Origin of the sequence: Sphingomonas sp. BK481, assembly GCF_014194875.1 — a bacterium.
Taxonomy (GTDB): domain Bacteria; phylum Pseudomonadota; class Alphaproteobacteria; order Sphingomonadales; family Sphingomonadaceae; genus Sphingomonas; species Sphingomonas aerolata.
Window position 1 is genome coordinate 250,430 of record NZ_JACIAP010000003.1, and the last position, 25,033, is coordinate 275,462.

General features: G+C 68.6%; 22 protein-coding genes and 1 pseudogene. 14 read left to right on the forward strand and 9 right to left on the reverse strand.

Annotated features, from left to right (window positions below; genetic code table 11):
• Positions 1-21 precede the first annotated feature (21 nt).
• Together FHY04_RS07495 and FHY04_RS07500 are read right to left on the reverse strand one after the other, a co-directional pair.
• The gene (locus FHY04_RS07495; protein ID WP_183935997.1) at positions 22-1,596 is read right to left on the reverse strand and encodes a lysine--tRNA ligase; all 1,575 of its coding nucleotides are present in this window, start codon (positions 1,594-1,596) and stop codon (positions 22-24) included.
• A 57-nt stretch (positions 1,597-1,653) separates the two neighbouring features.
• Positions 1,654-2,163, reverse strand: a complete 510-nt coding sequence (locus tag FHY04_RS07500; RefSeq protein WP_031396395.1) for an outer membrane protein assembly factor BamE — start codon at positions 2,161-2,163, stop codon at positions 1,654-1,656.
• 129 nt (positions 2,164-2,292) lie between these two features.
• On the opposite strand from FHY04_RS07500, the gene FHY04_RS07505 reads away from it, so the two are divergent.
• Complete coding sequence (locus tag FHY04_RS07505; RefSeq protein WP_183935998.1) at positions 2,293-2,799, forward strand: ubiquinol-cytochrome C chaperone family protein; 507 nt, start codon at positions 2,293-2,295, stop codon at positions 2,797-2,799.
• Positions 2,796-3,320: a YceD family protein gene (locus FHY04_RS07510; protein ID WP_166746539.1), complete on the forward strand. Its 525-nt coding sequence runs from the start codon at positions 2,796-2,798 to the stop codon at positions 3,318-3,320. Before FHY04_RS07505 ends, FHY04_RS07510 begins: the two co-directional genes overlap by 4 nt.
• Before the next feature lie 18 nt (positions 3,321-3,338).
• On the opposite strand, the gene FHY04_RS07515 is transcribed toward FHY04_RS07510, so the two are convergent.
• Both FHY04_RS07515 and FHY04_RS07520 read right to left on the reverse strand, forming a co-directional pair.
• A complete protein-coding gene (locus FHY04_RS07515; protein ID WP_031396398.1) occupies positions 3,339-3,878 on the reverse strand; it encodes a histidine phosphatase family protein in 540 nt (179 codons plus the stop codon).
• Between the two features lie 10 nt (positions 3,879-3,888).
• Complete coding sequence (locus tag FHY04_RS07520) at positions 3,889-6,618, reverse strand: ATP-dependent DNA helicase (protein ID WP_183936178.1); 2,730 nt, start codon at positions 6,616-6,618, stop codon at positions 3,889-3,891.
• A gap of 306 nt (positions 6,619-6,924) precedes the next feature.
• Here FHY04_RS07520 and FHY04_RS07525 point away from each other — a divergent pair, with 306 nt between their 5' ends.
• From FHY04_RS07525 to FHY04_RS07545, 5 genes and pseudogenes are all read left to right on the forward strand, one after another.
• Positions 6,925-8,304, forward strand: a complete 1,380-nt coding sequence (locus FHY04_RS07525) for a glycosyl transferase family protein (protein WP_183935999.1) — start codon at positions 6,925-6,927, stop codon at positions 8,302-8,304.
• A complete protein-coding gene (locus tag FHY04_RS22495; protein WP_260171382.1) occupies positions 8,270-9,496 on the forward strand; it encodes a hypothetical protein in 1,227 nt (408 codons plus the stop codon). Before FHY04_RS07525 ends, FHY04_RS22495 begins: the two co-directional genes overlap by 35 nt.
• Before the next feature lie 43 nt (positions 9,497-9,539).
• On the forward strand, positions 9,540-10,454 hold the full coding sequence (locus FHY04_RS07535; protein ID WP_037529957.1) for a sulfite exporter TauE/SafE family protein: 915 nt from the start codon (positions 9,540-9,542) through the stop codon (positions 10,452-10,454).
• A 38-nt stretch (positions 10,455-10,492) separates the two neighbouring features.
• Positions 10,493-11,212, forward strand: a complete 720-nt coding sequence (locus tag FHY04_RS07540) for a TIGR02186 family protein (RefSeq protein WP_052149151.1) — start codon at positions 10,493-10,495, stop codon at positions 11,210-11,212.
• 88 nt (positions 11,213-11,300) lie between these two features.
• A pseudogene (locus tag FHY04_RS07545) lies at positions 11,301-12,991 on the forward strand (ATP-binding protein).
• 43 nt (positions 12,992-13,034) lie between these two features.
• On the opposite strand, the gene FHY04_RS07550 reads toward FHY04_RS07545, so the two are convergent.
• The gene (locus FHY04_RS07550; RefSeq protein WP_221211694.1) at positions 13,035-13,646 is read right to left on the reverse strand and encodes a BLUF domain-containing protein; all 612 of its coding nucleotides are present in this window, start codon (positions 13,644-13,646) and stop codon (positions 13,035-13,037) included.
• Positions 13,647-13,886: 240 nt separating this feature from the next.
• The gene (locus FHY04_RS07555; RefSeq protein WP_183936001.1) at positions 13,887-15,416 is read right to left on the reverse strand and encodes a M23 family metallopeptidase; all 1,530 of its coding nucleotides are present in this window, start codon (positions 15,414-15,416) and stop codon (positions 13,887-13,889) included.
• Positions 15,417-15,658: 242 nt separating this feature from the next.
• On the opposite strand from FHY04_RS07555, the gene FHY04_RS07560 reads away from it, so the two are divergent.
• The 6 genes from FHY04_RS07560 (at position 15,659) to FHY04_RS07585 (ending at position 21,399) form a co-directional block, all read left to right on the forward strand.
• A complete protein-coding gene (locus FHY04_RS07560) occupies positions 15,659-18,151 on the forward strand; it encodes a helicase-related protein (protein ID WP_183936002.1) in 2,493 nt (830 codons plus the stop codon).
• A complete protein-coding gene (locus tag FHY04_RS07565) occupies positions 18,144-18,467 on the forward strand; it encodes an RNA-binding S4 domain-containing protein (protein WP_260171383.1) in 324 nt (107 codons plus the stop codon). Before FHY04_RS07560 ends, FHY04_RS07565 begins: the two co-directional genes overlap by 8 nt.
• Before the next feature lie 214 nt (positions 18,468-18,681).
• Positions 18,682-19,023, forward strand: a complete 342-nt coding sequence (fdxA, locus tag FHY04_RS07570; RefSeq protein ID WP_031393648.1) for a ferredoxin FdxA — start codon at positions 18,682-18,684, stop codon at positions 19,021-19,023.
• Between the two features lie 218 nt (positions 19,024-19,241).
• Complete coding sequence (locus tag FHY04_RS07575; RefSeq protein WP_031393647.1) at positions 19,242-19,775, forward strand: CarD family transcriptional regulator; 534 nt, start codon at positions 19,242-19,244, stop codon at positions 19,773-19,775.
• 147 nt (positions 19,776-19,922) lie between these two features.
• The gene (locus tag FHY04_RS07580; protein ID WP_183936004.1) at positions 19,923-20,654 is read left to right on the forward strand and encodes a head GIN domain-containing protein; all 732 of its coding nucleotides are present in this window, start codon (positions 19,923-19,925) and stop codon (positions 20,652-20,654) included.
• A gap of 52 nt (positions 20,655-20,706) precedes the next feature.
• Complete coding sequence (locus FHY04_RS07585) at positions 20,707-21,399, forward strand: GIN domain-containing protein (RefSeq protein ID WP_183936005.1); 693 nt, start codon at positions 20,707-20,709, stop codon at positions 21,397-21,399.
• 9 nt (positions 21,400-21,408) lie between these two features.
• Here FHY04_RS07585 and FHY04_RS07590 read toward each other — a convergent pair whose 3' ends face one another.
• Both FHY04_RS07590 and mgtE read right to left on the reverse strand, forming a co-directional pair.
• Entirely contained in the window at positions 21,409-21,825 is a 417-nt protein-coding gene (locus FHY04_RS07590; RefSeq protein ID WP_037530035.1) for a DUF1489 family protein, read from the reverse strand.
• 43 nt (positions 21,826-21,868) lie between these two features.
• Entirely contained in the window at positions 21,869-23,278 is a 1,410-nt protein-coding gene (gene mgtE / locus FHY04_RS07595) for a magnesium transporter (RefSeq protein WP_183936006.1), read from the reverse strand.
• Between the two features lie 109 nt (positions 23,279-23,387).
• On the opposite strand from mgtE, the gene FHY04_RS07600 reads away from it, so the two are divergent.
• Positions 23,388-23,843, forward strand: a complete 456-nt coding sequence (locus FHY04_RS07600; protein WP_056406711.1) for a peptidylprolyl isomerase — start codon at positions 23,388-23,390, stop codon at positions 23,841-23,843.
• 182 nt (positions 23,844-24,025) lie between these two features.
• On the opposite strand, the gene FHY04_RS07605 is transcribed toward FHY04_RS07600, so the two are convergent.
• On the reverse strand, positions 24,026-24,910 hold the full coding sequence (locus tag FHY04_RS07605) for a LysR substrate-binding domain-containing protein (RefSeq protein ID WP_183936007.1): 885 nt from the start codon (positions 24,908-24,910) through the stop codon (positions 24,026-24,028).
• Between the last annotated feature and the right edge of the window lie 123 nt (positions 24,911-25,033).

The window sequence follows — 25,033 nt, forward strand, 5'->3', positions numbered from 1 at the left end:
GGTATACCCTCGTAAGGAGTGTCAGGCAGCGGGGCGGGCGAGCGCCTCCGCGATCAGCTTGCGCGAATTGTCGATCCCGTACAGCGCGATGAAACTGCCCATGCGCGGTCCCTGTTCGGAGCCGAGCAGCGTCTCGTACAGCGCCTTGAACCAGTCGCGCAGGGTCTCGAACCCGCCGGTCTTGCCGATCTCGTAGACGATGTTCTGCACATCCTCCGCGCTCGCATCGGCGGGCAGCGCGGCGAGCTCGGCATCGAGCCGCTCGAGCGCCGCGATCTCGACGCCTTCGGGTGCACGCCGCTTGAGCGTCGGCGCGACGAAATCGCGGCCGTACGCCAGCGCATGATCGATCAGCTTGTCGAGCTCGGGATAGCTCTCCGCCGATGCGTCGGGGACGTAGTTCGCCAGATAGCCCCAGACCTGCGCCTTGCTCGCATCGCCCATCACGCCGACGAGGTTGAGCAGCAGCCCGAACGTCACCGGCAGCTCGCCCTCGGGCAGCTTGCCGTCATGGATGTGATGCACGGGGTTGCCGAGCTTCTGCTTCAGGTCCTGGCCGGCATAATTGCCGCGGAACTGCCAATATTCGTCCACCGCGCGCGGGATCACGCCCATGTGCAGCGACTTGGCCTTTTTCGGCTCGCGATAGGCGTAGAACGCCAGCGATTCCTGCGGGCCATAGGTCAGCCACTGGTCGAGGCTGAGGCCATTGCCCTTGGACTTCGAGATCTTCTCGCCATTCTCGTCGAGGAACATCTCGTAGTTGAAGCCCTCGGGCGGGCGGCCGCCGAGCACGCGCGCGATCTTCGACGACTGCGTGACCGAATCGATCAGGTCCTTGCCCGCCATCTCGTAATCGACGCCGAGCGCGACCCAGCGCATCGCCCAGTCGACCTTCCACTGCAGCTTGGCCTTGCCGCCGAGCACCGACTGCTCGATCCGCTGCCCCTCGTCCTCGAACGCGATCAACCCGGCCTCGGCATCGATCACCTCGATCGGCACCTGCAGCACGATGCCGCTGGTCGGCGAGATCGGCAGCACCGGTGAATAGGTCGCGCGGCGCTCGGCGCGCAGCGTCGGCAGCATCACGTCCTGAATGCCCTGGAAATGCTGCAGTACGCCCTTCAGCGCCTCGTCGAAGCGACCGCTCGTGTAATATTCGGTCGACGACGCGAATTCATAGTCGAAGCCGTAGCGGTCGAGGAATTCGCGCAAAATCGCGTTGTTATGCGCGGCAAAGCTCGAATGGGTGCCGAACGGATCGGGGATCTGCGTGAGCGGCTTGCCGAGATGCTCGCGCAGCATGTCGCCATTGGGGACGTTGTCGGGCACCTTGCGCAACCCGTCCATGTCGTCCGAAAACGCAATCAGCCGGGTCGGCGTGTCGCTCAGCGCGTGGAAGGCGTTGCGCACCATCGTCGTGCGCAGCACTTCGTTGAACGTGCCGATATGCGGCAAGCCCGACGGGCCATAGCCGGTCTCGAACAGGATCGGCGCGCCCTGCTTGCCCTGCGGATAGCGCTTGAGAAGTTTGCGCGCCTCCTCATACGGCCAGGCTTTGGATTCCAGGGCGGCGGTGCGGAGCTCGTCGGTCATGCCCCGCGCCCTAGCGCGAAGGCACGAGTCTGCAAAGTCCGCGACCGCCCGGTACCGTTAGGGCCGCGTGCGGCCCGTACCCGTATTGGCGCCACCGCCGCCGCCCGTGCCGGGTGCACCGACCGAGCCGATATTGCCGAACAGATCCTGGAAGAAGCCGCGCTGGCGACCCAGCGTCGGCGTCGTCTTGCCATCGGGGCTGATCGACGCGACCTGGTCGAGCCCGCCGCGACGGATCGCGGTGACGGTGCCCTGCTGGTCGAAGCTGATCTGCAGCGTGATCTGCGCGTTCGGGCGCGGGTTGCGGAACGCCAGGTTGCGGCTGTCGCGCGCCAGATAATACCAGTCGCCCTGGTCGAACTGTCCCGCGAGCGTCGGCTTGCCGAGCGTCTGGAGCACCGACTGACGGTTGTCGACGCCAGGCTGGACCGAGTTGACGAGGTCGACATCGACCACATAGCCCTGATGCGAGCGAAGCTGCGTGCAGCCAGCGCTCGTCAGGCCGACGAGCGCGAGCGCCGCGACGCTGGCCGTACGGCGTGTCAGGCGGAATGAAAGGACGCTCATATACTCTCCCGGGGCGGGGTCACGCGATACTGGCGGCAGCACGATTGCATCGGCCGCGGATCGCCTCGATATGCGAGGTTGCGCAGGCAAACAAGCCGCCGCGCATTGGCGACGGGAAGGCGACAGGATTTGGGCTGGTTCGGCAGGCTATTGGGCGAGAAGCACGACGAGGCGCTGCCACTTTATACCGCGGTCGTGCAGCGCGCGCGCGCGGAGCATTGGTATCGCGACGGGCAGGTGCCCGATACGGTCGACGGCCGGTTCGACATGATCGCCGCGGTGCTCGCGCTCGTCATGCTGCGGATGGAATCGGAGCCATCGGGTGGTGAGCCCGCGGCGCGACTCGCGGAACGCTTCGTCGACGACATGGACGGGCAGCTTCGTGAGCTCGGGATCGGCGACATCATCGTCGGCAAGCATATCGGCCGGATGATGAGCATGCTCGGCGGGCGGCTTGGTGCCTATCGCGACGGGCTCGCGGCGGGCGATCTCGACGCACCGCTGGTCCGCAACCTCTATCGCGGTGATCCACCCGCGCCCGCCGCACTCGCGCATGTCCGCACGGCCCTCACCGACTTCCACGCCGCGCTCGCCGGCGTCCCGCTATCAACCCTACTCGCCGGAGAGCTGCAATGACCCCCGAATTCAGCCGCCCCGAGCGACTCGACACGATCGGCGAGCGCGATCGCAGCGTGACCTTCGCCGCGACGCCCGAGGAGCGCCGCAAGCTTGCCGCGCGGTTTGCGATCCTGTCCGTCGACCTGCTCGAGGCGCGCTTCACGATCCGGCGCGACACGAGCGGGATCGTCGCCAAGGGACATGTGACGGCAAAGGTCGTGCAGGCCTGTTCGGTGACCGACGAACCGCTCACTGCGACGATCAAAGAGCCCGTCGCGCTGCGCTTCGTCGACGATTTCGGCGCGGTCGACGGCGAGATCGAATTGTCGGACGATGCGCTCGACACCGTGCCGATCGATGGTGGTGCGGTCGATCTGGGGGAAGCGGCGGCCGAGACGCTCGCGCTCGCGCTCGATCCCTTTCCCCGCGGCCCCAACGCCGCGGCCGCACTGCGCGCCGCCGGGGTGATCAGCGAGGACGAATATCAGCCGGTCAACGCGTTTTCGGAGCTGAAGGCCAAGCTCGAGGGCAAGGGCTGACGAGTCCGGCCCGACGCGTCAGTCCGCGTCGGGCCCCAGCGTCGGATCGAGATCGCGTGGCCGCACGAAGCGGGTGAACCGCGCCGATCCGCTCGTCAGATCGTCCCAGTCGTCGATGTCGAACTGCAGCTCGGCGAGACTTGCGGTCGGATATTTGTCCTCGACCGCGTCGCGGAACGGGTGGGTCACGTCTGGAGTCAGCAGCAGGACGAGATCCTCAAGCCCCGGATTATGCCCGATCACCAGCGCGCGATCGACGCCGCGCGGCAGGTCGCGGACGAGGTCGAGAATCGTCCCCGCCGACGCCAGATACAGCCGCCGGTCCCAGTCGGGCGCCAGCGTGCGTCCATAGCCCGCGACGATCTCGTCGAGCGTCTCGACGACACGGACCGCGGGCGAGGCGACGACATGATCGAACGCGAGCGACAGCGTGCGCATCTGCCGCCCGATGATCGTCGCGGCGCGGCGGCCCTTGGCGTTCAGCGGCCGGTCGAAATCGCGCGAGACCGTGTCGTCCCAGCCCGACTTGGCATGGCGCAGCAGCGTCAGCGTCTTCATGGCTCGGGCGTCATGATAAGGGTCCTCGGGCCGGTTCGCCCGCCTCATGCCTCAAGGCGGCGCGCGAGGAAAGCCGTGCCGCGACTCGGGTCACCGCTTCATCGAGCGTCACGCGTGTCACCGGTACACCCGGCGGGAACGCGCTGAGCAGCCGCGACGGCATCGCCGCGGACAGCATGACGAACGCGCCCGAATCGTCCGCACGCCGGATCAGCCGCCCGAACGCCTGCGCCAGCCGCGCGCGGATCAGCCGGTCATCATACACGGCGCCACCACCCGCAAGCCGTCGTGCGGCATGCAGCACGGTCGGCTTGGGCCAGGGCACGCCCTCCATCACCACCAGCCGCAGCGATTCGCCCGGCACGTCGACCCCGTCGCGCAGTGCATCGGTGCCGAGCAGCGACGCGCCCGGGTCGTCACGGAAGATATCGACCAATGTGCCGGTATCGATCGGATCGACATGCTGCGCGAGCAGCGGCAGCCCCTCGCGCGCCAGCCGGTCGGCGATCCGGCCATGCACGCCGCGCAACCGGCGGATCGCGGTGAACAGCCCGAGCGTCCCGCCGCGCGAGGCGACGATCAGCCGGGCATAGGCGTTGGCCAGCGCGCCCACATCACCGCGCTTGACGTCGGTGACGATCAGCACCTCGGCCTGTGTCGCATAGTCGAACGGGCTGAGCGCGGCGAATCGCGCGGCAGGGCGGGTGAGATGCGGGGCGCCGCTGCGCGCCTCGGCGATCTGCCAGCCTTCCTCCGCGCTGCCGCCCCCGGTCAGCGTCGCCGACGTCACCAGCGCGCCATGCGCGGGTTTCAGCACGACCTCCGCAAACGGGCGGGTCGGGTCGAGCCAGCGGCGATGCAGCCCGATATCGAATTCGCGTCCCTCGACCCGGTCGACCGCGAGCCAGTCGACGAAATCGGCATCCGCAGGTCCGCCGACCCGCGCCAGCAGCGAAAGCCAGGCCGCGACCGTTTCGGCGCGCCACCCGATCGACGCGATCGCGCCCTCGACGCGTGCGCGCGCCGGCCCGTCGAGCCAGTCGGGGGCCTCGCTCAGCACCGCCTCGAGCCGCCGGCCGAGCGTGACCAGCGGGCGTACCAGCGCGTCGAGCGCGGCGGCGGCGGGCGCGGCGGCCTCGATCAGCGTCGGATCGGGTTCGGCGAGTTCGGTCTCGAGTCCATAGCCTGCATCGCCCGGCTGTTCAGCGCGCGCATAGGTCAGCCCGCGGACCGCTGCGAGCAGCTCCTCGATCGGCCCGAACGGCGCGCCCTCGCCGATCCGCTGCAGCCAGCCCTCGCTCGCCAGCGCGCCGGCGGCGGCCACCGCCTCGCCGATCGCCCGATTGCCTGCCTCGTCATAGCTGGCGAGATCGGACAGGCGTGCGGCCAGTCCGCGCCGCCGCCCCCGGCTGCTGCCCTCGGGACCGATGATCCAGCGGCGCAGCTCGATCGTCTCGCCGCCGGTCAGCGCGGTCGCGAACATCGAATCGGCGGCGTCGAAGATGTGATGCCCCTCGTCGAACACATAGCGTGTCGGTCGGGTCGCGAGTTCGCGTCCGCGCGCCGCGTTGACCATCACCAGCGCATGGTTGGCGATGACGATGTCGGCATCGGTCGAGGCGCGCGCCGCGCGTTCGATGAAGCATTTGCGGTAATGCGGGCAGCCGGCATAGACGCACTCGCCACGCCGGTCGGTCAATGCGGTCGATCCGTTGCGCCGGAACAGCGTCGGCAGCCAGCCGGGCAGGTCGCCGCCGACCATGTCGCCGTCCGCGCTATACGCGGCCCAGCGCGCGACGAGCTGCGCGAGCACCGCCGCCCGTCCCGCAAAGCCGCCCTGCAACGCGTCCTCGAGGTTCAGCAGGCAGAGATAATTCTCACGGCCCTTGCGCGTGACGACCTTGGTCCGGCGGATCGCGGGATCGGGAAAGAGCCGTTCGGTCTCGCGTCCCAACTGGCGCTGCAACGCCTTGGTATAGGTGGAGATCCAGACCGCGCCGCCCGCCTTTTCCGCCCAGATCGAGGCGGGGGCGAGATAGCCGAGCGTCTTGCCGATCCCGGTCCCCGCCTCCGCCAGCACCAAATTGGGCGAATCGCGCACCGCCCGCGGCGCGAACGCGGCCGTCGCCGCGGCGGCATAGGCGCGCTGCCCCGGTCGTTCCTCCGCGCCATGCCCGGTCAGGTCGTCGAGTCGCGCCTCGGCATCACCCGGCTCGATCGCGATCGTCCGCGGCGCGGGGCGCGGGGCCTGCTCCTCCCATTCGGGCAGCTTCGAAAACAGCCAGCGTTCGTTGACCGCCGGCTTGGCCAGCCGTTCGGCGACCACCGGCGCCCAGGGCCAGCGCAACCGGTAGAGCGACTGCGCCGCGGTCCAGGCTCCCTCCCGCTCGGGCCAGTCCGCGGCGTCGGTCAGCGCCAGCATCGCCTCGGCGGCGCGCAACAGGAACGGCGCGACCTCGGCATCGTCGGTCGGCAGGTCGAGACCGGTGACGCGGGCGATGCCCTTTGGCGTCGGCACCGCAAACTGCGCCGGGCGCAGGAACGCATAGAGTTCGAGCAGGTCGAGTCCCGACAGATCGGCATAGCCCAGACGCTGGCCGATCAGCGCGGCGTTGAGCAGGATGACGGGGGTATCGGCAGCGATCCGGATCGCTTCGCCACGCCCGATCCCGCGCGTCTCGCCGCCCTGCGCGACCCAGATGCCGCCATGGCTGGCGTGAAGGGCGGGGTAGGCAAGCACGTTGCCGACCGTGCGCGATGCGGAACGAATTGGCAACCTCGCCGTGCCGAAAAGCCGCAATACCGGCTTGTACGTGGGTCTCGTCGGTGACGAGGAGCCGTCCCCGCCCTGCCGAACAGACGCTGGGTCGCGCACCGGGCAGCGTGGCGGGCGATGTTCATTCGATCCAAATTTCAGCATCGGTCGGCGGACGAGCCAAGTCATTCCAATATTCTGACGATCGGTCGGCCGACACCTGTCCGAAACGGATCATGTTTGGTCCGTTACGGCGGGGACAGCGGATAGTCTTGCCCGGGGAGAGGGCCGATGAGCGAGTCGCTGGGGATCATCGATATCATCGTGCGCGAGGCGGTGGCATTTGCTGCGGTCGGCTTGTTGATCGGCGGCATCGATGACCTCCTGGTCGACATCGCATTCTTTTTCTGGAAAATCTGGCGCGGACCGTCGACCTTGCCGGGCATGGACGCGCTGCCCACGCCGTCGGAGCCCGGCCGGCTCGCGGTGTTCGTGCCGGCCTGGGACGAGGTGGCGGTGATCGGCGCGATGCTGTCGGCGGCGGTGGCGCGGTTCGACCATGACGACTACCGCATCTTCGTCGGACTCTATCCGAACGACCGCGCGACGATCGACGCCGCGGCGCGCGTGGCGGCGCGCGATCCGCGGATCCGCCTGGTCATTGGCCAGCGCGACGGACCGACGACCAAGGCGGACTGTCTCAACACGCTCTGGCATGCGCTGCGCCGCGCCGATGATCGCGACGGGCGGCGGACCAAGGCGGTCGTGCTGCACGATGCGGAAGACGTCGTGCACCCGCTCGAACTGCGCGTGTTCGATTCGCTGATCGATCATTATGCCGTCGTGCAATTGCCTGTCCTGCCGCTCGTCAAGCGCGGCTCGCGGCTCGTGTCGGGTCATTATGCCGATGAGTTCGCCGAAGCGCATATGAAGCAGCTGGTCATCCGTACCGCGCTCGGTGCGGGGATGCCGCTGGCGGGGACGGGGTGTGCGATGTCCACCGCGATCCTCGAAACCGTGGCGGTGACCCGCGACGGCGATCCGTTCGACGCGTCCAGCCTGACCGAGGATTATGAGCTCGGGTTGCGGATCGCCCAGCTCGGCGGGGCCGGACGGTTTGCGCGGATCGTCGACGATGCGGGCGCGCTGATCGCGGTGCGGGCGTTCTTCCCGGCGACCTTCGACGCCGCCGTCCGGCAGAAGGCGCGCTGGATGACCGGGATCGCGCTGGCGGGCTGGGACCGGACCGGCTGGGCTCGTCCGCAGGCACTGGCCGATCACTGGATGCGGATGCGCGACCGGCGGGCGCCGCTCAGCATGGTCGTGCTGGCCGCGGCCTATGTCGGGCTGACCGCCTGGGTGCTGACGTTCCTGGTCCATGCGATGGTCCCGGCCGCGCAGGGCTGGCCGGCGATGCCGGTCGTCTGGCTGGCTGGCGCGAATATCGGGCTTCTCGTGTGGCGGCTCGGCATGCGGATGGCCTTCACCGCGCGCATCTACGGCTTGGCCGAGGCATTCTGGTCGCTGCCCCGCTTCGTCGTCGGCAATGTCATCAGCCTCATCGCCGCGCCTCGCGCCGTGGTCCGCTATATTGCGATGCTCCGCGGCGCGGCGCTGGTCTGGGACAAGACCCGGCATGAATTTCCCGATCTCCGATCATCGGGAGGGTGAGCGGGACGCGCACGCTGCGCCACGGGTGAAGGGCGGTCGGCCGCTCCGTTTTCTCGCCGCCGCGCTCGGCGCATGGGTCGTGATGCGGATCATGGTGCTGTCGCCCTATGCGGCGGGAGTACTGTCGCCCGGCGGATCTGGCAGCCTGCAGCGTCCCACTGTCGCGGCGGGGACGCGGCACGATCGACAATCTTCGCTCACCGCCCGCGCCGTCGGTATCGCCGCCACCGACCATCGTCGCGCCGCCGCCAATGCCAATGCCAATGCCGCTCTTGCCGCAGCCCGCCGCCCCGACCGGCGTGCCACGCCGCCGCGACCGCCCTACGGGGCCATCGGGCACGGCCCCCGCGCGTCGCCCGGTCATGCCCGCGCCGCGCCGGTGCTCGCCGCGGTCATCCTGAACGCACGTGCGCGCGCCGTTGACGTTCGCACGACGCTCGCTCCAGATCGTGACGCCCAAGTCGCTATGGACGTCCAGCCCGACCTTGCGCTCGACCGGCAGGGCCGGATCGCGATGCTCCCGCCGCTCGGTCCGGCCGCGATCGGTGCGACCCGCGCAACTGCGCACGCGCCGCTGAGCGTCAGCAGCTGGCTGCTCGCCCGCGGTGGCGCGTCGGGTACCGTGTCCGGGGGGCAATTGGGCGCATCGCAGGCGGGGGTGCGGGCCGTCTACGGAATCGACCCATCGCGGCGGCTCGGGCTGACCGCGCGGCTCGCAGCGCCGCTCGAGGGACGCGGACGCGAGGCGGCCCTCGGCATCGAATGGCGGCCGACCCGCTGGCCCGTCCGTCTGATCGCCGAACAGCGCTTCGTCCTCGACGGGGGCCGCGGCGGCCCGACGGTCGGCGTGATCGCAGGCTACGGCCCCGCCGAGATCGCACCGGGCGCGCGGATCGAGACCTATGGTCAGGCAGGGGCGATCATGCGCGACGGCGTCGAAGGGTTCGTCGACGCCGCTGCGCGCGTGACGCACGGCCTCGCGGAACGCGGCGCGCTCCGTCTCGACGCGGGGGTCGGCGCATGGGTGAGCGCGCAGCGGGGCGCGGCACGGGGCGATCTCGGTCCGTCGCTCGGGCTGGCGCTGCCGCTCGGCCGACGATCGGTCCGTCTCGCGCTCGACTGGCGCCAGCGTATCGCCGGCACTGCCCGCCCCGGCTCGGGTCCCGCACTCTCGGTCGGCAGCGACTTCTAGCCGGCCGCTAGCCCCCGCGGCCGGTTTGCGTATAACGACGCGCGTGGACCTGTATCTTCCCATCGCAAACCTGTCGGTCAATGCGCTCGTCATCATCCTGCTCGGCGGCGGTGTCGGGCTCCTGTCGGGGATGTTCGGGGTCGGCGGCGGCTTTCTGACGACGCCGCTGCTGATCGTCTACGGCATCCCGCCGACCGTCGCCGCCGCCTCGTCTGCCAGCCAGGTCACCGGGGCGAGCGTATCGGGCGTGTTCGCGCATTTCCGCCGCAACGGCGTCGATGTGAAGATGGGCGGCGTCCTCGTCGCAGGCGGCATATTGGGCGCGTTCTTCGGCGCCTGGCTGTTCCGGCTACTCCAGCAGAGCGGCCAGATCGATACCGTGATCGCGATCGTCTATGTCGTGATGCTCGGCTCGATCGGCGGCATGATGGCGAGCGAATCGATCGGGACGATCCGGCGCGCGCGGACCGGCCGCCCCGCCAAGCCCCGCAAGCGACGCCATCACCCGCTGGTCGCCGCGCTGCCGCTGCGCACGCGATTCTACGCCTCGGGCCTGTATATCTCGCCGCTCGCGCCGCTGCTGCTCGGCTTTTCGACCGGGATCCTGACCATGTTGCTGGGGATCGGCGGCGGGTTCATCCTGGTGCCGGCGATGATCTATCTGCTCGGCATGGCGACGTCGGTGGTGGTCGGAACCTCGCTGTTCCAGACGCTGTTCGTCACCGCGGTGGCGACGATGGTGCATGCGACGACGACCAAGGCGGTCGACATCGTGCTGGCCGGGCTGCTGCTGATCGGCTCGGTCGTCGGTGCGCAGATCGGTGCGCGGTTCGCGACCAAATTCCGCCCCGAATATCTCCGTCTCGGGCTTGCCGTGATGGTCCTGCTCGTCGGCGCACGGATCGTGCTCGGGCTGGTGTGGCGGCCCGAGGAGATCTTCTCGGTCACGCTGTCGTGAAGCCGGGCGCGCCGCTTCTCCTGCTCGCGCCGCTGCTGATGGCACAGGCCAAGCCGGTGCTCGTCCCCGACGTGTCGCAGCGCAATATCGAAATCGCCTACAGCTTCACGGGCGCCGAACTGCTGCTGTTCGGCGCGATCCTCTATCCCGGCGGGCGCCTGCCGAGCGGCGAGAGTCCCACTGACATCGTCGTCGTCGTCAAGGGGCCGACCCAGTCGATCGTGATGCGCGAGAAGGAGAAGGTCGCCGGCATCTGGGTCAACACGTCGCGGCTGCGCTATCGGTCCGCGCCCAGTTTCTATGCGATCGCCTCATCCAAGCCGATCGGGCGGCTGGTCGACGACCGCACCCGAGCGATCTACGAACTCGGCCTCGACAGCCTGCAATTGTCGCCCGCCTCGAGCGCGCCGATTCCGACGCAGGACCGGTTCCAGCGCGGCCTGGTCGACCTGAAACGCCGTGCCGGGCTGTATTACGAGGCGCCGGGCGCGGTCGAGATCACCGATGACGTGCTGTACCGCGCGCGGGTTTCGGTGCCCGCGCGCGTACCGGTCGGGCGCTTCACCGCGGAAACCTTCCTGATCCGCGACGGCCGGGTGCTGGCCGCGGCGGTGCGCGACATCGACATCCGCAAGTCCGGGTTCGAACGCTTCGTCGCGCGCGCGGCCGACAGGTCGGCGATCGCCTATGGCCTGGTCGCGGTCTTTCTCTCGATCTTTCTCGGCTGGGCGGCCGGCTGGATCGCGCGCCGCGTCTGAGGCGCGCGAACGCTCACGCATTCTTTACCCGTGCGCGGCATGGATGCGGACATCTGGCAAAAGCCGGAGGATCGAGGACCGACCGCCTATGACCGACATGCCCGCCGCCCATCTGTTCCAGCGGGCGATTGCCGCCGCGGCGATCGCGGACGGCGCGGGGCCGGACGCACCACCGGGGGGACATGGCGACGTCCCGATCGGTGTCATATCCGCGATTGCCGGCGCCAGCAGCCGGGTCCTGCTCGATCGGGCCGCGATCGCGCCGCTGCTCGCGCACCCCGACGCCGTGCTCGCCGCCGCCGGCCAGGTCGGCAGCCAGGTCAAGATCCGGGTCGGCACGTCATGGATCATCGCCAATGTCCGCTCGCTCGCGCTCGAGGCGGCGATGGGCAGCGTCATCGCGGGCGAGATCGATTTCCTTGGCGAGGGGGACGAGGACCGGGCGACCGGCGCGCTGTACGGATTCCGCCGCGGGGTGACGCGCTATCCCATGCCGGGCTGCGAGGTGTTCGCGGTCACGACGCGCGACCTGCGCGAGGTCTATGCCGCCGAGGACCGCGCGAATATCGCGATCGGCACCGTCTATCCGACCACCGACGTTCCCGCCGCGCTGTATGTCGATGCGATGCTCGGCAAGCATTTCGCGCTCGTCGGCTCGACCGGCACGGGCAAGTCGACCGCCGCCGCGCTGATCCTGCATCGGATCTGCGACCTCGCGCCGCAGGGGCATATCGTGATGATCGACCCGCACGGCGAATATGCCGCGGCCTTCGGCACGAACGGCGCGATCCACGACGTGTCGAACCTGCAAATGCCCTATTGGCTGATGAATTTCGAAGAGCATTGCGAGGTCTTCCTGACCAGCACCGGGGAACAGCGCCAGTTCGATGCGGACATCCTCGCCAAATGCCTGCTCGCCGCCCGCGCGAAGAGCCGGCTCGGCCAGGCGATCGCCAAGCTGACGGTCGACGCGCCGATCCCCTATCTGCTCAGCGACCTTACGGCATCATCAGCCTCGAAATGGGTAAGATGGACCGCGCCGGCGACACCAGCCCCTATCTGCGGCTCAAGGGCAAGATCGACGAGATCAAGGCCGATCCGCGCTATGGCTTCATGTTCTCGGGGATGCTCGTCGCGGACACGATGGCGGCGTTTCTCCAGCGCATCTTCCGCCTGCCCGGCGACGGCCGGCCGATCTCGATCATCGATGTGTCGGGCGTGCCGTCGGACATCACCGCCGTCGTCGTCGCGATGCTCGCACGGATGACGTTCGACTTCGCGATCTGGTCGCGCAACGAGCCGCAGCGACCGATCCTGCTCGTCTGCGAGGAGGCGCATCGCTACATCCCGAACGATCGTCAGGCGGAGAGCTCGGTCGGGCGGATCCTCGGACGGATCGCCAAGGAGGGCCGCAAATACGGCGTTTCGCTCGGGTTGATCACGCAGCGCCCGTCTGATCTGGCGGAAGGCGTCCTGTCGCAGTGCGGGACGATCGTCGCGATGCGGCTCAACAACGAACGCGATCAGGCCTTTGTCCGCGCGGCCATGCCCGAGGGCGCACGCGGCTTTCTCGAATCCATCCCTGCGCTGCGCAATCGCGAGGCCATTATTTGCGGGGAGGGCGTGACGATCCCGATCCGCGTCGCGTTCGACGATCTCGAGGACGCGCGCCGCCCCGCCTCGAGCGATCCGCTCTTCTCGACGCTGTGGCGCGATGTCGGCGGCGAGGAGCAGATCATCGACCGGACGATCCTGAAATGGCGCGCGCAGGGCAAGTGAGCCGGCTGCCGGTCGTCGTGGCGGGTGCTACTCGCGGCGGCGCCTAGGCGGCGTAGTCGGTTTCGGTGATCTCGTTGTCCGCCATCAGCCGCAGCCGGTTGATCAGGCGGCATGCGATCTCCGACTTGCCGGGCCCGTTCGGGGTGGCGAGCATCGGGATGAGCTGCTGGTCGACAAACGTGTCGGGACCCGAATAGGCCAGTGAAAAGCGCCGGAACCCCCGGTCCAAGCCGACCATGTCCGTGATGATCGTCACGTCGCTATGGCGCCGGTCGGCGCTCAGCCGCGCGAGCAGATTGGAGATCGCCGGATCCGGTCCCTCGACCAGCTGGACGAAGTGCAGATCGGTGATGATCAGCGCGCCGGTGATGCCGGCCTGTGCGTTCCGCGCGCTGGACTCGTTGACGATCTCCATCAGCGCGCGCTGATCCATCGCGATATCGGGCTTGATCTTGCTCAGATACAGTACTGTCCTCAAGGCCGGCACGGGCGTCGCGCGGGCGGGCCGGATCGCGGTGACTGGTGTCGGGCGCGGTTGCGGCCGGCTGGCACTCCGCAGGGCCCAGTCCTGCTCGCGGCGCATCGCGCGTCCCGGAACATAGCCCTGGATCGAGATGAGCCGTCCGGTCGCGGTCGAGGAGAGCCCTGTCTGCATGATCGTCACATATCCGGTAAAGCGATGGTGCATCCCGCCTAGCATGGTGCATGACGGTCCTGTAATATCGTAGAACTACGAACCGCACTTTAGTATGGGATCTGCGTCCGTGATTGGGGCCGACAGCGCGTTAGTCTGTGCGAATTCGGAAATATGATCGATCAATAGTGCACGCGGTCGACACGGGCATCTGCGGGGACTCGGCGGCGGATGCAGATTCGTACGGCGCGACGCGCGTCCCTAGGTGCCGGTGCGGACCGCGAGCAGGCGGGCGACCCGCGCCTTGAACGCGCGCAATGCCGGGCCGGACAGCTGTGCCGCGCTCGCCAGCGATACCGATCGCGGATTGATCGCGCTGCCGTTCCTCCACACCTCCCAGTGGAGATGCGGCCCCGTCGACATACCGGTCGAGCCGACATAGCCGATGACCTGGCCCTGGCGTACGCGCGTGCCCGATGCGACCGCGATCCGGCTCATATGGCCATAGCCGCTCGCCAGACCGCCGCCGTGGACGAGCTTGACGAAATTGCCATAGCCGCCGGTCCGGCCCGCGAAGCTGACCACCCCGTCGGTCATCGCATGGATCGGCGCGCCCCGCGGCGCCCCGATGTCGAGTCCCTTGTGCATCCGCGTGAAGCCGAGCAGCGGATGCACGCGCAGGCCGAAACCGGACGTGATGCGGCCGATCACCGGCATGCCCGACACGGCGCGGCGTTCGGTCTGGCCATTGGCATCGAACCAGCCGCCGCGACCCGCGTCATCGCTCTCTGCAGTGTCGAGGTCCGCCTGTGGGTCGGTCGTGGTGGTCGGTGCGAAGCGGACGAGCTGCAGCGTGCGCCGTCCCTGGTCGATCCCGGCGAACAGCAGCGCGCCGATCCGCGTTTCGCCGGTCGCGGCGCGTTCGCGGGCAACGATCAGGTCGAAACGGTCCGTCGCGCTCACGTCGCGACCGATCGAAAGCCGCGTCGCGATCGCCTTGATATAGGTCTCGACCGCCTTGGCGGGCACGCCGGCGGCGCGCATCGACCGATAGAGGCTTGATCCGGCGAGCCCCTGGATCCGCAGCGGGGTGCGGTCGACCGCGATCGCCGTGCGCGTCATCGCCAGACCCGCTGCGGTGCGGTGCAGTGATACGTCGAGGTCGAACCGTGCGCGCACCGCGAGCGAGTCGAGCGGACGCGCGACCGTGCGATCCGCGCGCCGGCCCAGCGTCAGCGCGATCCGCGTGCCCGCCGTGATTGCGCCGGGATCGACCGTCTGCGCGATCAGCGCCGATGCGGCGCTGGCGTCACGCCGGCTGACGCCCGCGCGGATCAGGACCCGGTCGAAGGCATCGCCCTGACCCAGTGTCGCGGCAAGGTCGACGCTCGGCCGTTCGGGGGCCTGCGCGAGCGGTACGACGAGGTCGTTCGCCGCCATCCGCCGCCCCGTATCCGCGCCCTGGCCAAGCGGCGCGATCGCCAGTGCCCGCGCCTGCTCGCGTGCCGAACCGGCCAGCGGTGCCGGGACGCCGCCGGTCAGCGGGCGAAAGCCGGGGGCGAGCATGACGGTCGCGGCGCACAGCGCGGTGCAGGTCGCGAGGCCGCGCCACCAGACGGCGCTGCCGATCGCGCTGCCCAGATCGGGCACCCAGTCGATCCGTGCTGCGGCGTCGTGCAACCGCGTGACGCCCCGGGGAATTGCGTCGGAACCGGTGGTGGCGGCGCGCCCGAAACCCCGGGCGTCGATGCCGCCGGCCAGCCTCAGTTCCTGCTCCGTCCCTAGATACACGTCGCGCACCTCGTGGCCCAAATTCCTGGCGCACGTTTCCGGCCAGGCTCGCCGTTCCCCCCGGCGCGGGTCGGAGTCCTGTGCAGCAAGGGTCCTAAAGTCAAATTAACCCGCCGCGTGCCAGCCACGCACGACGACGAGGCGTGGTGCGGCGGGGGCGGACGGAAGCCCGTGCGCGGAATACGGCGAACTTGTCCTGCCGGTCATTGCGCCGCGCGACCTTACGCCCGATGTTCTGGGCTATGAGTGACGATGTGTCCGGCGGCGTGACCGCGGTCCTGGGGCCGACCAACACAGGCAAGACGCACCTCGCGATCGAGCGGATGTGCGCGCATTCCAGCGGCATGATCGGCTTCCCGCTGCGGCTGCTGGCGCGCGAGGTCTATGACCGCGTCGTCGCGATCAAGGGCGCGAATCGCGTCGCGCTGGTCACCGGCGAGGAAAAGATCATGCCGCCCGATGCGCGCTGGCTGCTCTGCACCGCCGAATCGATGCCCGACCGCGACGTCGCCTTTGTCGGACTGGACGAGGCGCAACTGGGCGCCGATCCTGAGCGCGGGCATGTGTTCACCGACCGGCTGCTGCGTGCCCGCGGACGCGAGGAGACGATGATCCTAGGCTCCGAGGCGCTGCGACCGATGATCAAGGCGCTCGTGCCCGGGGCGGAGATCGTCAACCGCCCGCGCTTCTCGACGCTCACCTATGCGGGCGCCAAGAAAATCAGCCGCCTGCCCAAGCGCTCCGCGATCGTCGCCTTCTCGGCGGAGGAGGTCTATGCGGTCGCCGAGATGCTCCGCCGGCTGCGCGGTGGCGCCGCGGTGGTGATGGGCGCGCTGTCACCCCGGACCCGCAACGCGCAGGTCGCGATGTTCCAGGCGGGCGAGGTCGATTATCTCGTCGCCACCGACGCGATCGGCATGGGGCTTAACATGGACGTCGCGCATGTCGCCTTCGCCAGCCTCAACAAGTTCGACGGCAAGCGCCAGCGCCGCCTGACCGTCGCCGAGATGGCGCAGATCGCCGGCCGCGCGGGCCGGCACCAGCGCGACGGGACGTTCGGCGCGCTGTCCGATGACGGGCCGGGCGCGTTCCTGCCCGAAGAGGTGCTCGCGATCGAGGAACACCGCTTTCCCCGCCTCGAAAACCTCTACTGGCGCCAGGGCGAACCCGATTTCGCGAGCATCGACGCGCTGGTCGCCAGTCTTGAGGCGCGTCCGCCCGCAGGCGTCCTGCGTGCCGCCCCCCAGGCGCTCGACCTCGGCGTGCTCAAGCGGCTCGCCGAGGAGGGTTGGGTGCGCGAACGGACGCGGCACCCGAAGATGGTCGCGCGGCTCTGGGCGGCATGCGGCATCCCCGATTTCCGCAAGGTCGGGCTCGACCCGCATGCGCGCTTCGTCTCGCGCGTGTTCGGGCATCTCAGCGAGGGGCGGGGGCATATCCCGCACCAATGGTTCGCCGACGAGATCGTGCGGCTCGACACCGTCGCGGGCGACGTGCCGGTGATCGCGGGCCGGATCGCGGCGACGCGGATCTGGGCCTATATCGCGCAGCGGGCCGACTGGCTCGCCGAGCCCGCGCACTGGGCCGCGCGCACCGCCGCGCTCGAGGAGCGTCTGTCCGACGCGCTTCATGCCAGTCTGACGCAGCGCTTCGTCGACAAGCGTACGACCGCGCTGATGCGTCAGATCGGTGCGGACGCCGCGTCGCTCCCGGTCGTGATCGGTCCGGAGGGCGAGGTGATGGTCGAGGATCACCCGATCGGCCGCCTCGACGGCTTCCGCTTCACCGTCGCCGCCGACGCGCGCGCCAGCGACAAGCGCCTGCTGCTCGCCGCCGCCGAAAAGCGGCTGACGGGCGAACGCACGCGGCGCGGCCAGTCGCTCGTCGATGCGCCGGATGCGGACATCGCGCTCGACGAGTCGGCGCAGATCGTATGGGCGGGGCATCCCGTCGCCCGGCTCGGCGCCGGCCCGTCCTTCGCCCGCCCGAAACTGATCCTCGATCGCGCGCTCGACTGTCTCGACAAGGCGGCGCGCGAGCGGATCGAGACGCGCCTGTCGCGCTGGCTCGCGGGGATGCTGAAGCGGCGGCTCGCGGTGCTTGTCGATCTTGCCGCGCTCAGCCGCGACGCGGACGCGACCCCGGCGCTGCGCGCGGTCGCCAGCGCGATCGAGGAAGCGGGCGGGATCCTCCCCCGCCTGCCGATGCGGCTCGCGCTCGAGGCGGTCGATCCCGACGAGCGCAAGCGGTTGCGCAAGATCGGCATCATGATCGGTGCGCTCGACCTGTTCGACATCCGCCTGCTCAAGCCCGAGCCGGCGCGCTGGCGCCGTATCCTCGCCGGCATCCGCGGGACGGTGATCACCGCGCCGCGCGACGGGGCGACCGTGCTCGCACGCGGCAGCGACGGCGCGACGCTCGAGGCCGGGTTTCGTCCGCTGGGGCTTCAGGCGGTGCGCGTCGACCTGATCGAGCGTATCGCCCGCGCCGCGCATGATTCGCGCACCGGCCGCGCACCGTTCGCGCCCGACCCGGCGCTCGCGACCTCGATCGGCCTCGAGCCCGCGTCGATCGAGCGGCTGATGGCCGAGCTCGGCTTCAAGGCGCTGGCGGGTGACACGCCGCGCTGGGTCTGGCGCGGCCGCCCGCCCGCGCGCGCCGTCCCTGCGACGCCGATCGACCCGTCGCGGCAGAACGCGTTTGCCGGGCTTGCCGCACTGGTCCGCCATGGGTGAAGGCGCGATGCGGATCGATCGGTTCCTGTGGTTCGTCCGGCTCGCCAAGACGCGCAGCGCGGCCCAGGCTATCGCCGAGAAGGGGCATCTGCGAATCGACGGCCGCGCGATCGACCGCGCACACTGTCCCGTCCGGATCGGCAACGTCCTCACCTTCGCCGCCAACGACCGCGTCCGCGTGATCCGCATCGAGGCACTGCCGACACGCCGCGGTCCCGCCCCCGAAGCGCAAGCGTGCTATCAAGACCTGATCGCCGGCCAGACCCCTGCCGGCACCGAAGCGGATGACGTCGGACCACCCCGCCCGTCATCCTGACGAAAGTCAGGATCCAGGATACCAAAGGACAGCGTCTCATGGCCCTGGATCCTGACTTTCGTCAGGATGACGGCGTGGTTTGGGCGGAGGCGGTCGGAGGCGGCAAAGCCTGATAACGTCTCGCAGAAGGCTTGCTATGATTGACGCGACGGGCCTGCGCGCATAGTCGCAGGCCGTTCGTCGCCGGGAAGGAATCCGGCCCAGGAGTTCTGCAATGACCTACGTCGTCACCGATGCCTGCATCCGCTGCAAGTACATGGATTGCGTGGAAGTGTGCCCGGTCGATTGCTTCTACGAGGGCGAGAACATGCTGGTGATCAATCCCAGCGAGTGCATCGACTGCGGCGTGTGCGAACCCGAATGCCCCGCCGAGGCGATCCTGCCCGACACCGAAAGCGGGCTGGAGCAGTGGCTCGAACTCAACACGACCTTCTCCGCGCAGTGGCCCAACGTCACTCGCAACGACAACCAGACGCCGCCCGACGCGGACGCGATGAAGGGCGTTGAGGGCAAGTTCGACAAGTATTTCTCGCCCGAGCCCGGCGCCGGCGACTGAAAATCGCGCGAAATTCGTGTCTTTATGGCGGATTGGGGCACGAGGGCTGTCACGATCGGCTGGTAATTTTGTTGCAAAGATGGTAATTGGGTCCGTGACGGGCGCGATATGTCAAGTCGTCCGCCTGGAGTATGTTCGAACCCTATTCCTCCACGGTGCAATCCGGCGAACGCGTCGCTGTGGCACCGCGTGGAGGCATTGATCCGGAAAGGCCCCCAATGGCTGCCAAGGCACTGTCCTTCGACGTCGGTGATTTCGTCGTTTACCCAAAGCACGGAGTCGGCCGTGTGATCGAGCTGCAACGCTCGGAAATCGCCGGCATGACGCTCGAACTTTACGTCCTCCGTTTCGAGAAGGAGCGCATGACGCTCCGCGTTCCGACCAACAAGGCCGAAAGCGTCGGCATGCGCAAATTGTCCTCGGACAAGACCATGCGCGAGGCGATGGACACGCTCAAGGGCAAGCCCAAGGTCAAGCGCACCATGTGGTCGCGCCGCGCGCAGGAATATGAGGCGAAGATCAATTCGGGCGACCTCGTGTCGATTGCCGAAGTGGTCCGCGACCTGTTCCGCGCCGACGACCAGCCCGAGCAGAGCTATTCCGAGCGTCAGATCTTCGAAGGTGCGACCAGCCGTCTCGCCCGCGAACTCGCCGCGATGGAAGAGATTGACGAGCCCAAGGCGCAGGAGAAGATCCTCGACATCCTCCGCGCCGCTGCCGCGATCTACAACAAGGACAAGCTGCCCGCCTGACCGCTGGCGCTCCGTTCGATGACGCAAGGGCGGTCCCGCGGGGCCGCCCTTTTGCGTTTATGGTCCGCCGGCCGATGACCACCACGGATTCCGCTTCCGCCTCTCGCCGATCGGGTGTATTGTTTGGGCAATACACAGGAGGATGCCATGAAGTATCTCGCGCTCGGTCTGATGATGCCGCTTGCCGCCTGCTCGTTCAGCTGGTCGGGGGACGATGACGGGGCGGGGGCATCGCCGAGCGGCACCGGCACGACCCGTACCTATATGGTCAGCGATTTCAGCACGATCGACCTGCGCGGTGCGAGTGACGTCGATGTGCGCGTAGGCACGGGCTTTTCGGTGCGCGCCCAGGGACCGGTCGAGCTGCTCGACCGGCTGAAGATCGAGCGGGAAGGCGACACGCTCGAGATCGGGCGGCGCAAGAATATGGATTTTGGCTGGGGCCGATCGGGCAAGGTCAAGGTCTTCGTCACGCTGCCACGGCTGGCGGCGGCGGCGATATCGGGATCGGGCGACATGACCATCGACCGGGTCGAGGGAACGCGATTCGCAGCCAATGTCGCAGGGTCCGGCAGCCTGGGGGTCGCGGCGGTGAAGGTCGATGATCTCGCCGTCTCGATCGCAGGCTCGGGCAGCGTCTCGGCGGCAGGATCCGCGCGGGCGCTCGCAGTCTCGATCGCGGGCTCGGGGGATGTCGACGCAGCCGGGCTCAGGGCCCGCTCCGCGCGGGTCGAGATCGCCGGCTCGGGCAGCGTCCGCGCGGTCGTCGATGGCCCTGCCACCGTCGACATGATGGGGTCGGGCGATGTCGATTTGGGCAGCGCGGCACGGTGCACCGTGTCCAAGATGGGCTCCGGCTCGGTCCGCTGCGCACCGTGACCCGCTGCGCGCGCGGCTTGCGTCGGTGCGTCGAAGCGGCAACGATCGGGCGATGATCCGTTTTCTTGCCCTGCCGCTCCTGTTTGCCTGTCCCGTCGCCGCGGCCGCGGCCGATCGTAGCGTGTCGGTGGGCAGCTTCGAGCGGGTCCGGATCGACGGTCCGTTCGACGTGCGCCTCGTCACGGGATCGCCCGGCGCAAAGGTCTCGGGGGATCCGCATGCGACCGAGGCGGTCGAGATCCGAGTCGACGGCGCGACGCTGTCGGTCCGGCGGAGCACGAGCCGCTGGGGCGAGCGCCCTGAGACAGGGGCGCCGCGCCCGGTAATCGTGACGCTGTCCACCCCGCGTCTCGCCTTTGCCAGTGTCGTGGCGGGGGGGCGGCTGACGATCGATCGCATGAAGGGGATGCGGCTGGACCTCGCGGTCAGCGGTGCGGGCAGCGTTGCGGTGAACGATGTGCAGGCGGACCAGTTGAACGCCACCGTCATCGGCACCGGGCGGATGACGCTCGCAGGGCGCAGCGCGCGCGCACGTCTGACCGTCAGTGGTCCGGGGCTGATCGACGCGACCGCACTTGCCGTCGATGATCTCGTCGTCATGCAGGACGGCGTCGGCGAAACCCGCGCCTCGGCGCGCCGCACCGCGCAGGTGACGAACGGCGGTGCGGGCTCGGTCACGGTCGCGGGCACCGCCGCCTGCACGGTCCGCGCCGCCGCCACCGGCCCGGTGCTCTGTGGCCGCTAAGCGCGCAGGCTAGATCAGCGCGAGTTCGGCGAGCTTGGTCATCAGCGCGGGCGGCATGATGTCGAGCCCGGTCGCGTCGCCGCCGAGATCGAGCGGCGCATCGGCGCCCTCGAGATACCGCCACCCCTGATGTGCGCGCTTTGGCCGGGCCTGAACCAGCACCAGTTTGGGGTCGATATGGATCGCGACGCGTCCGCCCTCCGCCTCGCCAAAGCCCAGGATCGGCGACCGCGCGATCAGCTGGTGCTTCAGGATCCAGTACATCGAGCCGCCTTCGCCGACCGGCCCCGCAACCTCCTCGTGCCGCTTGGGCAGGTAGCGGGTGGTGAGGAACACGGGGCCCTCCTCACCGCGCAGCCGCAGGCGCTCCGCCAGATGGTCGACGCTGTCCGCGCCGAACGCGACTTTGGTGAGGTGAAGCGGCATCCGTCTGGAAATGGGCGCTAATCCGCGCCAGTCAACCGGAGCGTCAACCGTGCAGCCCCCACAGGCTCGCAAGGCCGAGGAACGAGAAGAATCCCATCGTGTCGGTCATCGTCGTCACGAACACCGCCGACGAGACCGCGGGATCGATCCGGAACTTGTCGAGCGTGATCGGGACCAGCACGCCGGAAAGCCCTGCGGTGATGTTGTTGGTCAGCATCGCCGCGGCGATCACGATCGACAGGTCGGTGTTGCGGAAGATTACATAGGTGCCAAGCCCGATCAGCGTGCCCAGCATGATGCCATTGGCCGTGGCGATCCGGAATTCGCGGACGATCATCCGCTTGGTGTTCGAACTCGTCAGCTGGTTGGTCGCGAGCGCCCGCACCACGACCGCGAGCGTCTGCGTCCCCGCATTGCCGCCCATCCCCGACACGATCGGCATCAGCACCGCGAGCAGAGCGAAGCTCGCGATCGTCCCCTGGAACAGCCCGACGACCGACGACGCGACCATCGCGGTGCCCAGATTGACCACCAGCCAGGTGAAGCGCGTCCGCACCGTCAGCCGGATCGGTTCGTTGATGTCGCCGTCGCCAGCCCCTGCCAGACGCAGCGTATCCTCGCCCGCCTCTTCGGAAATGATGTGGACGATGTCGTCGACGGTGATCATGCCGACCAGCCGGCCGCCATGATCGACCACCGCGGCGGAGATCAGCGCATATTTCTGGAAGCGCAGCGCCACCTCTTCCTGGTCCATGTCGACCGGGATCAGCGTCTGTTCGCGCTTCATCACATCGGCCATCGCGATCCCGCGCGGCGTGCGCAGCATCCACGACAGCTGGCACGTGCCGATCGGCTTGTGCGCGGGGTCGACGACGAAGATTTCCCAGAAATCGGTCGTCAGCTCCTCGTGACCGCGCAGATAATCGATCGCGTCGCCGACGGTCCAGTGCTCGGGCACCGCGATCAGCTCGCGCTGCATCAGGCGGCCCGCGGATTCCTCGGGATAGCTCAGCGCCTCCTCGATCGCGGCGCGATCATCGGGATCGAGCGCGCGCAGCACCGCGCGCTGCTCGTCCTCGTCCATGTCCTCGATGATCGCGACCGCGTCATCGGTATCGAGTTCGGAGGCAAGGTCGGCGACCTGGTGCGGCTCGAGCGCGTCGATCAGATCCTCGCGGACATAATCGTTCATCTCGGCGAACACGTCGCCGTCGAGCAGATCGGTGACCGCGCGCGCCAGCGCCGCACGATCCTCCTGCGGCGTCAGCTCGAACAGATCGGCGATGTCGGCAGGGTGCAGCGGCTCGACCAGCGCGCGCGCCGCCGCATTGTCGCCGTCCTCGACCGCGTCCAGCACGGCGCGGACGAACTCGGGCCGCAACCGGTCGTCGCGATCAAGCTGGGTTTCGGGCTGGGTCTCGGTTTCGACCTCGGGAAGCTCGAGTTCGCTCATGGCTGCCTCCCTTAAAAGCGTGCGCCTTGGGCCCTAACGCGCCGCGCATGCATTTGCCAGTCGCGGGGTGGATCCCTATCTGCCGCGCATCAATTCAGGAGAAGACCCAATGGCCGATACCCCCGAAACGCTGACGCTGACCCTCGACGGCGGTGACGTGACGATCAAGCTGCGCCCCGATCTGGCCCCGAAGCATGTCGAGCGCATCGTCGAGCTGGCCAATGACGGCTTCTATGACGGCGTCGTGTTCCACCGCGTGATCCCGGGCTTCATGGCGCAGGGTGGCGATCCCACCGGCACCGGCATGTCGGGCTCGGACAAGCCGAACCTCAAGGCGGAATTCTCGGCCGAGCCGCATGTCCGCGGCGTGTGCTCGATGGCACGCACCAACCAGCCCGACACGGCGAACTCGCAGTTCTTCATCGTGTTCGACGACGCGCGCTTCCTCGACAAGCAGTACACCGTCTGGGGTGAAGTCACCAACGGCATGGAGCTGATCGACGCGCTCCCCAAGGGCGAGCCGCCGCGCGCACCCGGCAAGATTGTGAAGGCACGCGCAGCCTGAGCTGAAGACTGCACCGGCGCAGCAAAGCTGCGTCGGAGACAGTCGAAGCCGGCCGGCGGAGCAAAGCTCCGTCCGACGGCGCGGCTTAGCCGCGACGCGCTTCAAGTCAGAAGCGCGTCGCGGTTGCTACCCTGACCCTCTCTCAACCGTACATCCGGTATCCGAGCGGAGGCTGCGCCTCGCTAAACTTCCGCTAGCATCTTGATCAGCCAGTCGTGGAACAGCTTGACCGGCTTGGCCTGCAACGCGCGCGGGCGGCAGACGAACCAATAGCTGTACGGGCTCTCCACCTCGATTTCGAACAGCCGCACGAGCCGCGGATCGTTCGCATCCTCGAAATGGCTCGCATGCATGAACGCGACGCCCAGCCCCTGCGCCGCCGCCTCGAGCATCAGCGCCCCCGAATCGAAATGGTCGATCGCCAGCGGCTCGATATCGTCGAGCCCAGCCGCCGTCCGCCACGCTGTGAACGTATCCGTCATGTCGCGGTGGACCAGCGCGGTCAGCGTCGAGAGCTGTTCGGGTCGGGTGATCGGATCGGCGCGGTCGAGCAGGGTGCGCGCACCGATCACATAGACCGAATTGCGATCGAGCCGCCGCGCATAGAAGGCCGGATCGATCTCGCGCGACAGCGCGATCACCGCGTCCAGCCCGTCGCCCAGCCGCGATACCAGATGCGCCGCGGTATCGATGTCGAGATGCAGTTCGGGATGCGACGCGCGCAGTTCGCCGAGCCGCGGGAACAGCTTCTGCGACGCATAGAGCGGCAGGATGCCCAGCCGCAGCCGCAGCACCTCGGTCGTGCTGGTCATCGATTCGACGGCATCCGACAGCGAATCGAGCACCGGCGCGATCTGCGCGAGCAGGCGTTCGCCGTCGGCGTTCAGCACCATCGCCTGATGCCGGCGTGCGAACAGCGGCTTGGCAATGAACCGCTCGAGGCTCTGCACGCGTCGGCTGAGCGCGGGCGCGGACAGCGCCAGATCCTCCGCGGCGGCCTTGATCGAGCCCAGCCGCGCGACCTGGACGAACGCCTCGATAGCCCCGAGTGGCGGCAGCCTCCGCATGATTCCTCCCCGACGCCCTTATCCGACTCGATGCATGTGATCCGCATCATTGGCCGCATTGAAGCCTACGATTGCAGTTAGCGCAATCGTAGCGGATCCATTCGCACTTGCAACATGAACCGC

Coding starts and splice junctions, on each gene's coding strand:
- FHY04_RS07500 (WP_031396395.1), bottom strand. CDS start 2,163: ATGAGCGTCCTTTCATTCCGCCTGACACGCCGTACGGCCAGCGTCGCG.
- FHY04_RS07600 (WP_056406711.1), top strand. CDS start 23,388: ATGGCCGATACCCCCGAAACGCTGACGCTGACCCTCGACGGCGGTGAC.
- FHY04_RS07510 (WP_166746539.1), top strand. CDS start 2,796: ATGACCCCCGAATTCAGCCGCCCCGAGCGACTCGACACGATCGGCGAG.
- FHY04_RS07575 (WP_031393647.1), top strand. CDS start 19,242: ATGGCTGCCAAGGCACTGTCCTTCGACGTCGGTGATTTCGTCGTTTAC.
- FHY04_RS07580 (WP_183936004.1), top strand. CDS start 19,923: ATGAAGTATCTCGCGCTCGGTCTGATGATGCCGCTTGCCGCCTGCTCG.
- FHY04_RS07585 (WP_183936005.1), top strand. CDS start 20,707: ATGATCCGTTTTCTTGCCCTGCCGCTCCTGTTTGCCTGTCCCGTCGCC.
- FHY04_RS07605 (WP_183936007.1), bottom strand. CDS start 24,910: ATGCGGAGGCTGCCGCCACTCGGGGCTATCGAGGCGTTCGTCCAGGTC.
- mgtE (WP_183936006.1), bottom strand. CDS start 23,278: ATGAGCGAACTCGAGCTTCCCGAGGTCGAAACCGAGACCCAGCCCGAA.
- FHY04_RS07565 (WP_260171383.1), top strand. CDS start 18,144: ATGGGTGAAGGCGCGATGCGGATCGATCGGTTCCTGTGGTTCGTCCGG.
- FHY04_RS22495 (WP_260171382.1), top strand. CDS start 8,270: ATGAATTTCCCGATCTCCGATCATCGGGAGGGTGAGCGGGACGCGCAC.
- fdxA (WP_031393648.1), top strand. CDS start 18,682: ATGACCTACGTCGTCACCGATGCCTGCATCCGCTGCAAGTACATGGAT.
- FHY04_RS07495 (WP_183935997.1), bottom strand. CDS start 1,596: ATGACCGACGAGCTCCGCACCGCCGCCCTGGAATCCAAAGCCTGGCCG.
- FHY04_RS07590 (WP_037530035.1), bottom strand. CDS start 21,825: ATGCCGCTTCACCTCACCAAAGTCGCGTTCGGCGCGGACAGCGTCGAC.
- FHY04_RS07525 (WP_183935999.1), top strand. CDS start 6,925: ATGAGCGAGTCGCTGGGGATCATCGATATCATCGTGCGCGAGGCGGTG.
- FHY04_RS07540 (WP_052149151.1), top strand. CDS start 10,493: ATGGCACAGGCCAAGCCGGTGCTCGTCCCCGACGTGTCGCAGCGCAAT.
- FHY04_RS07560 (WP_183936002.1), top strand. CDS start 15,659: ATGAGTGACGATGTGTCCGGCGGCGTGACCGCGGTCCTGGGGCCGACC.
- FHY04_RS07550 (WP_221211694.1), bottom strand. CDS start 13,646: ATGCAGACAGGGCTCTCCTCGACCGCGACCGGACGGCTCATCTCGATC.
- FHY04_RS07515 (WP_031396398.1), bottom strand. CDS start 3,878: ATGAAGACGCTGACGCTGCTGCGCCATGCCAAGTCGGGCTGGGACGAC.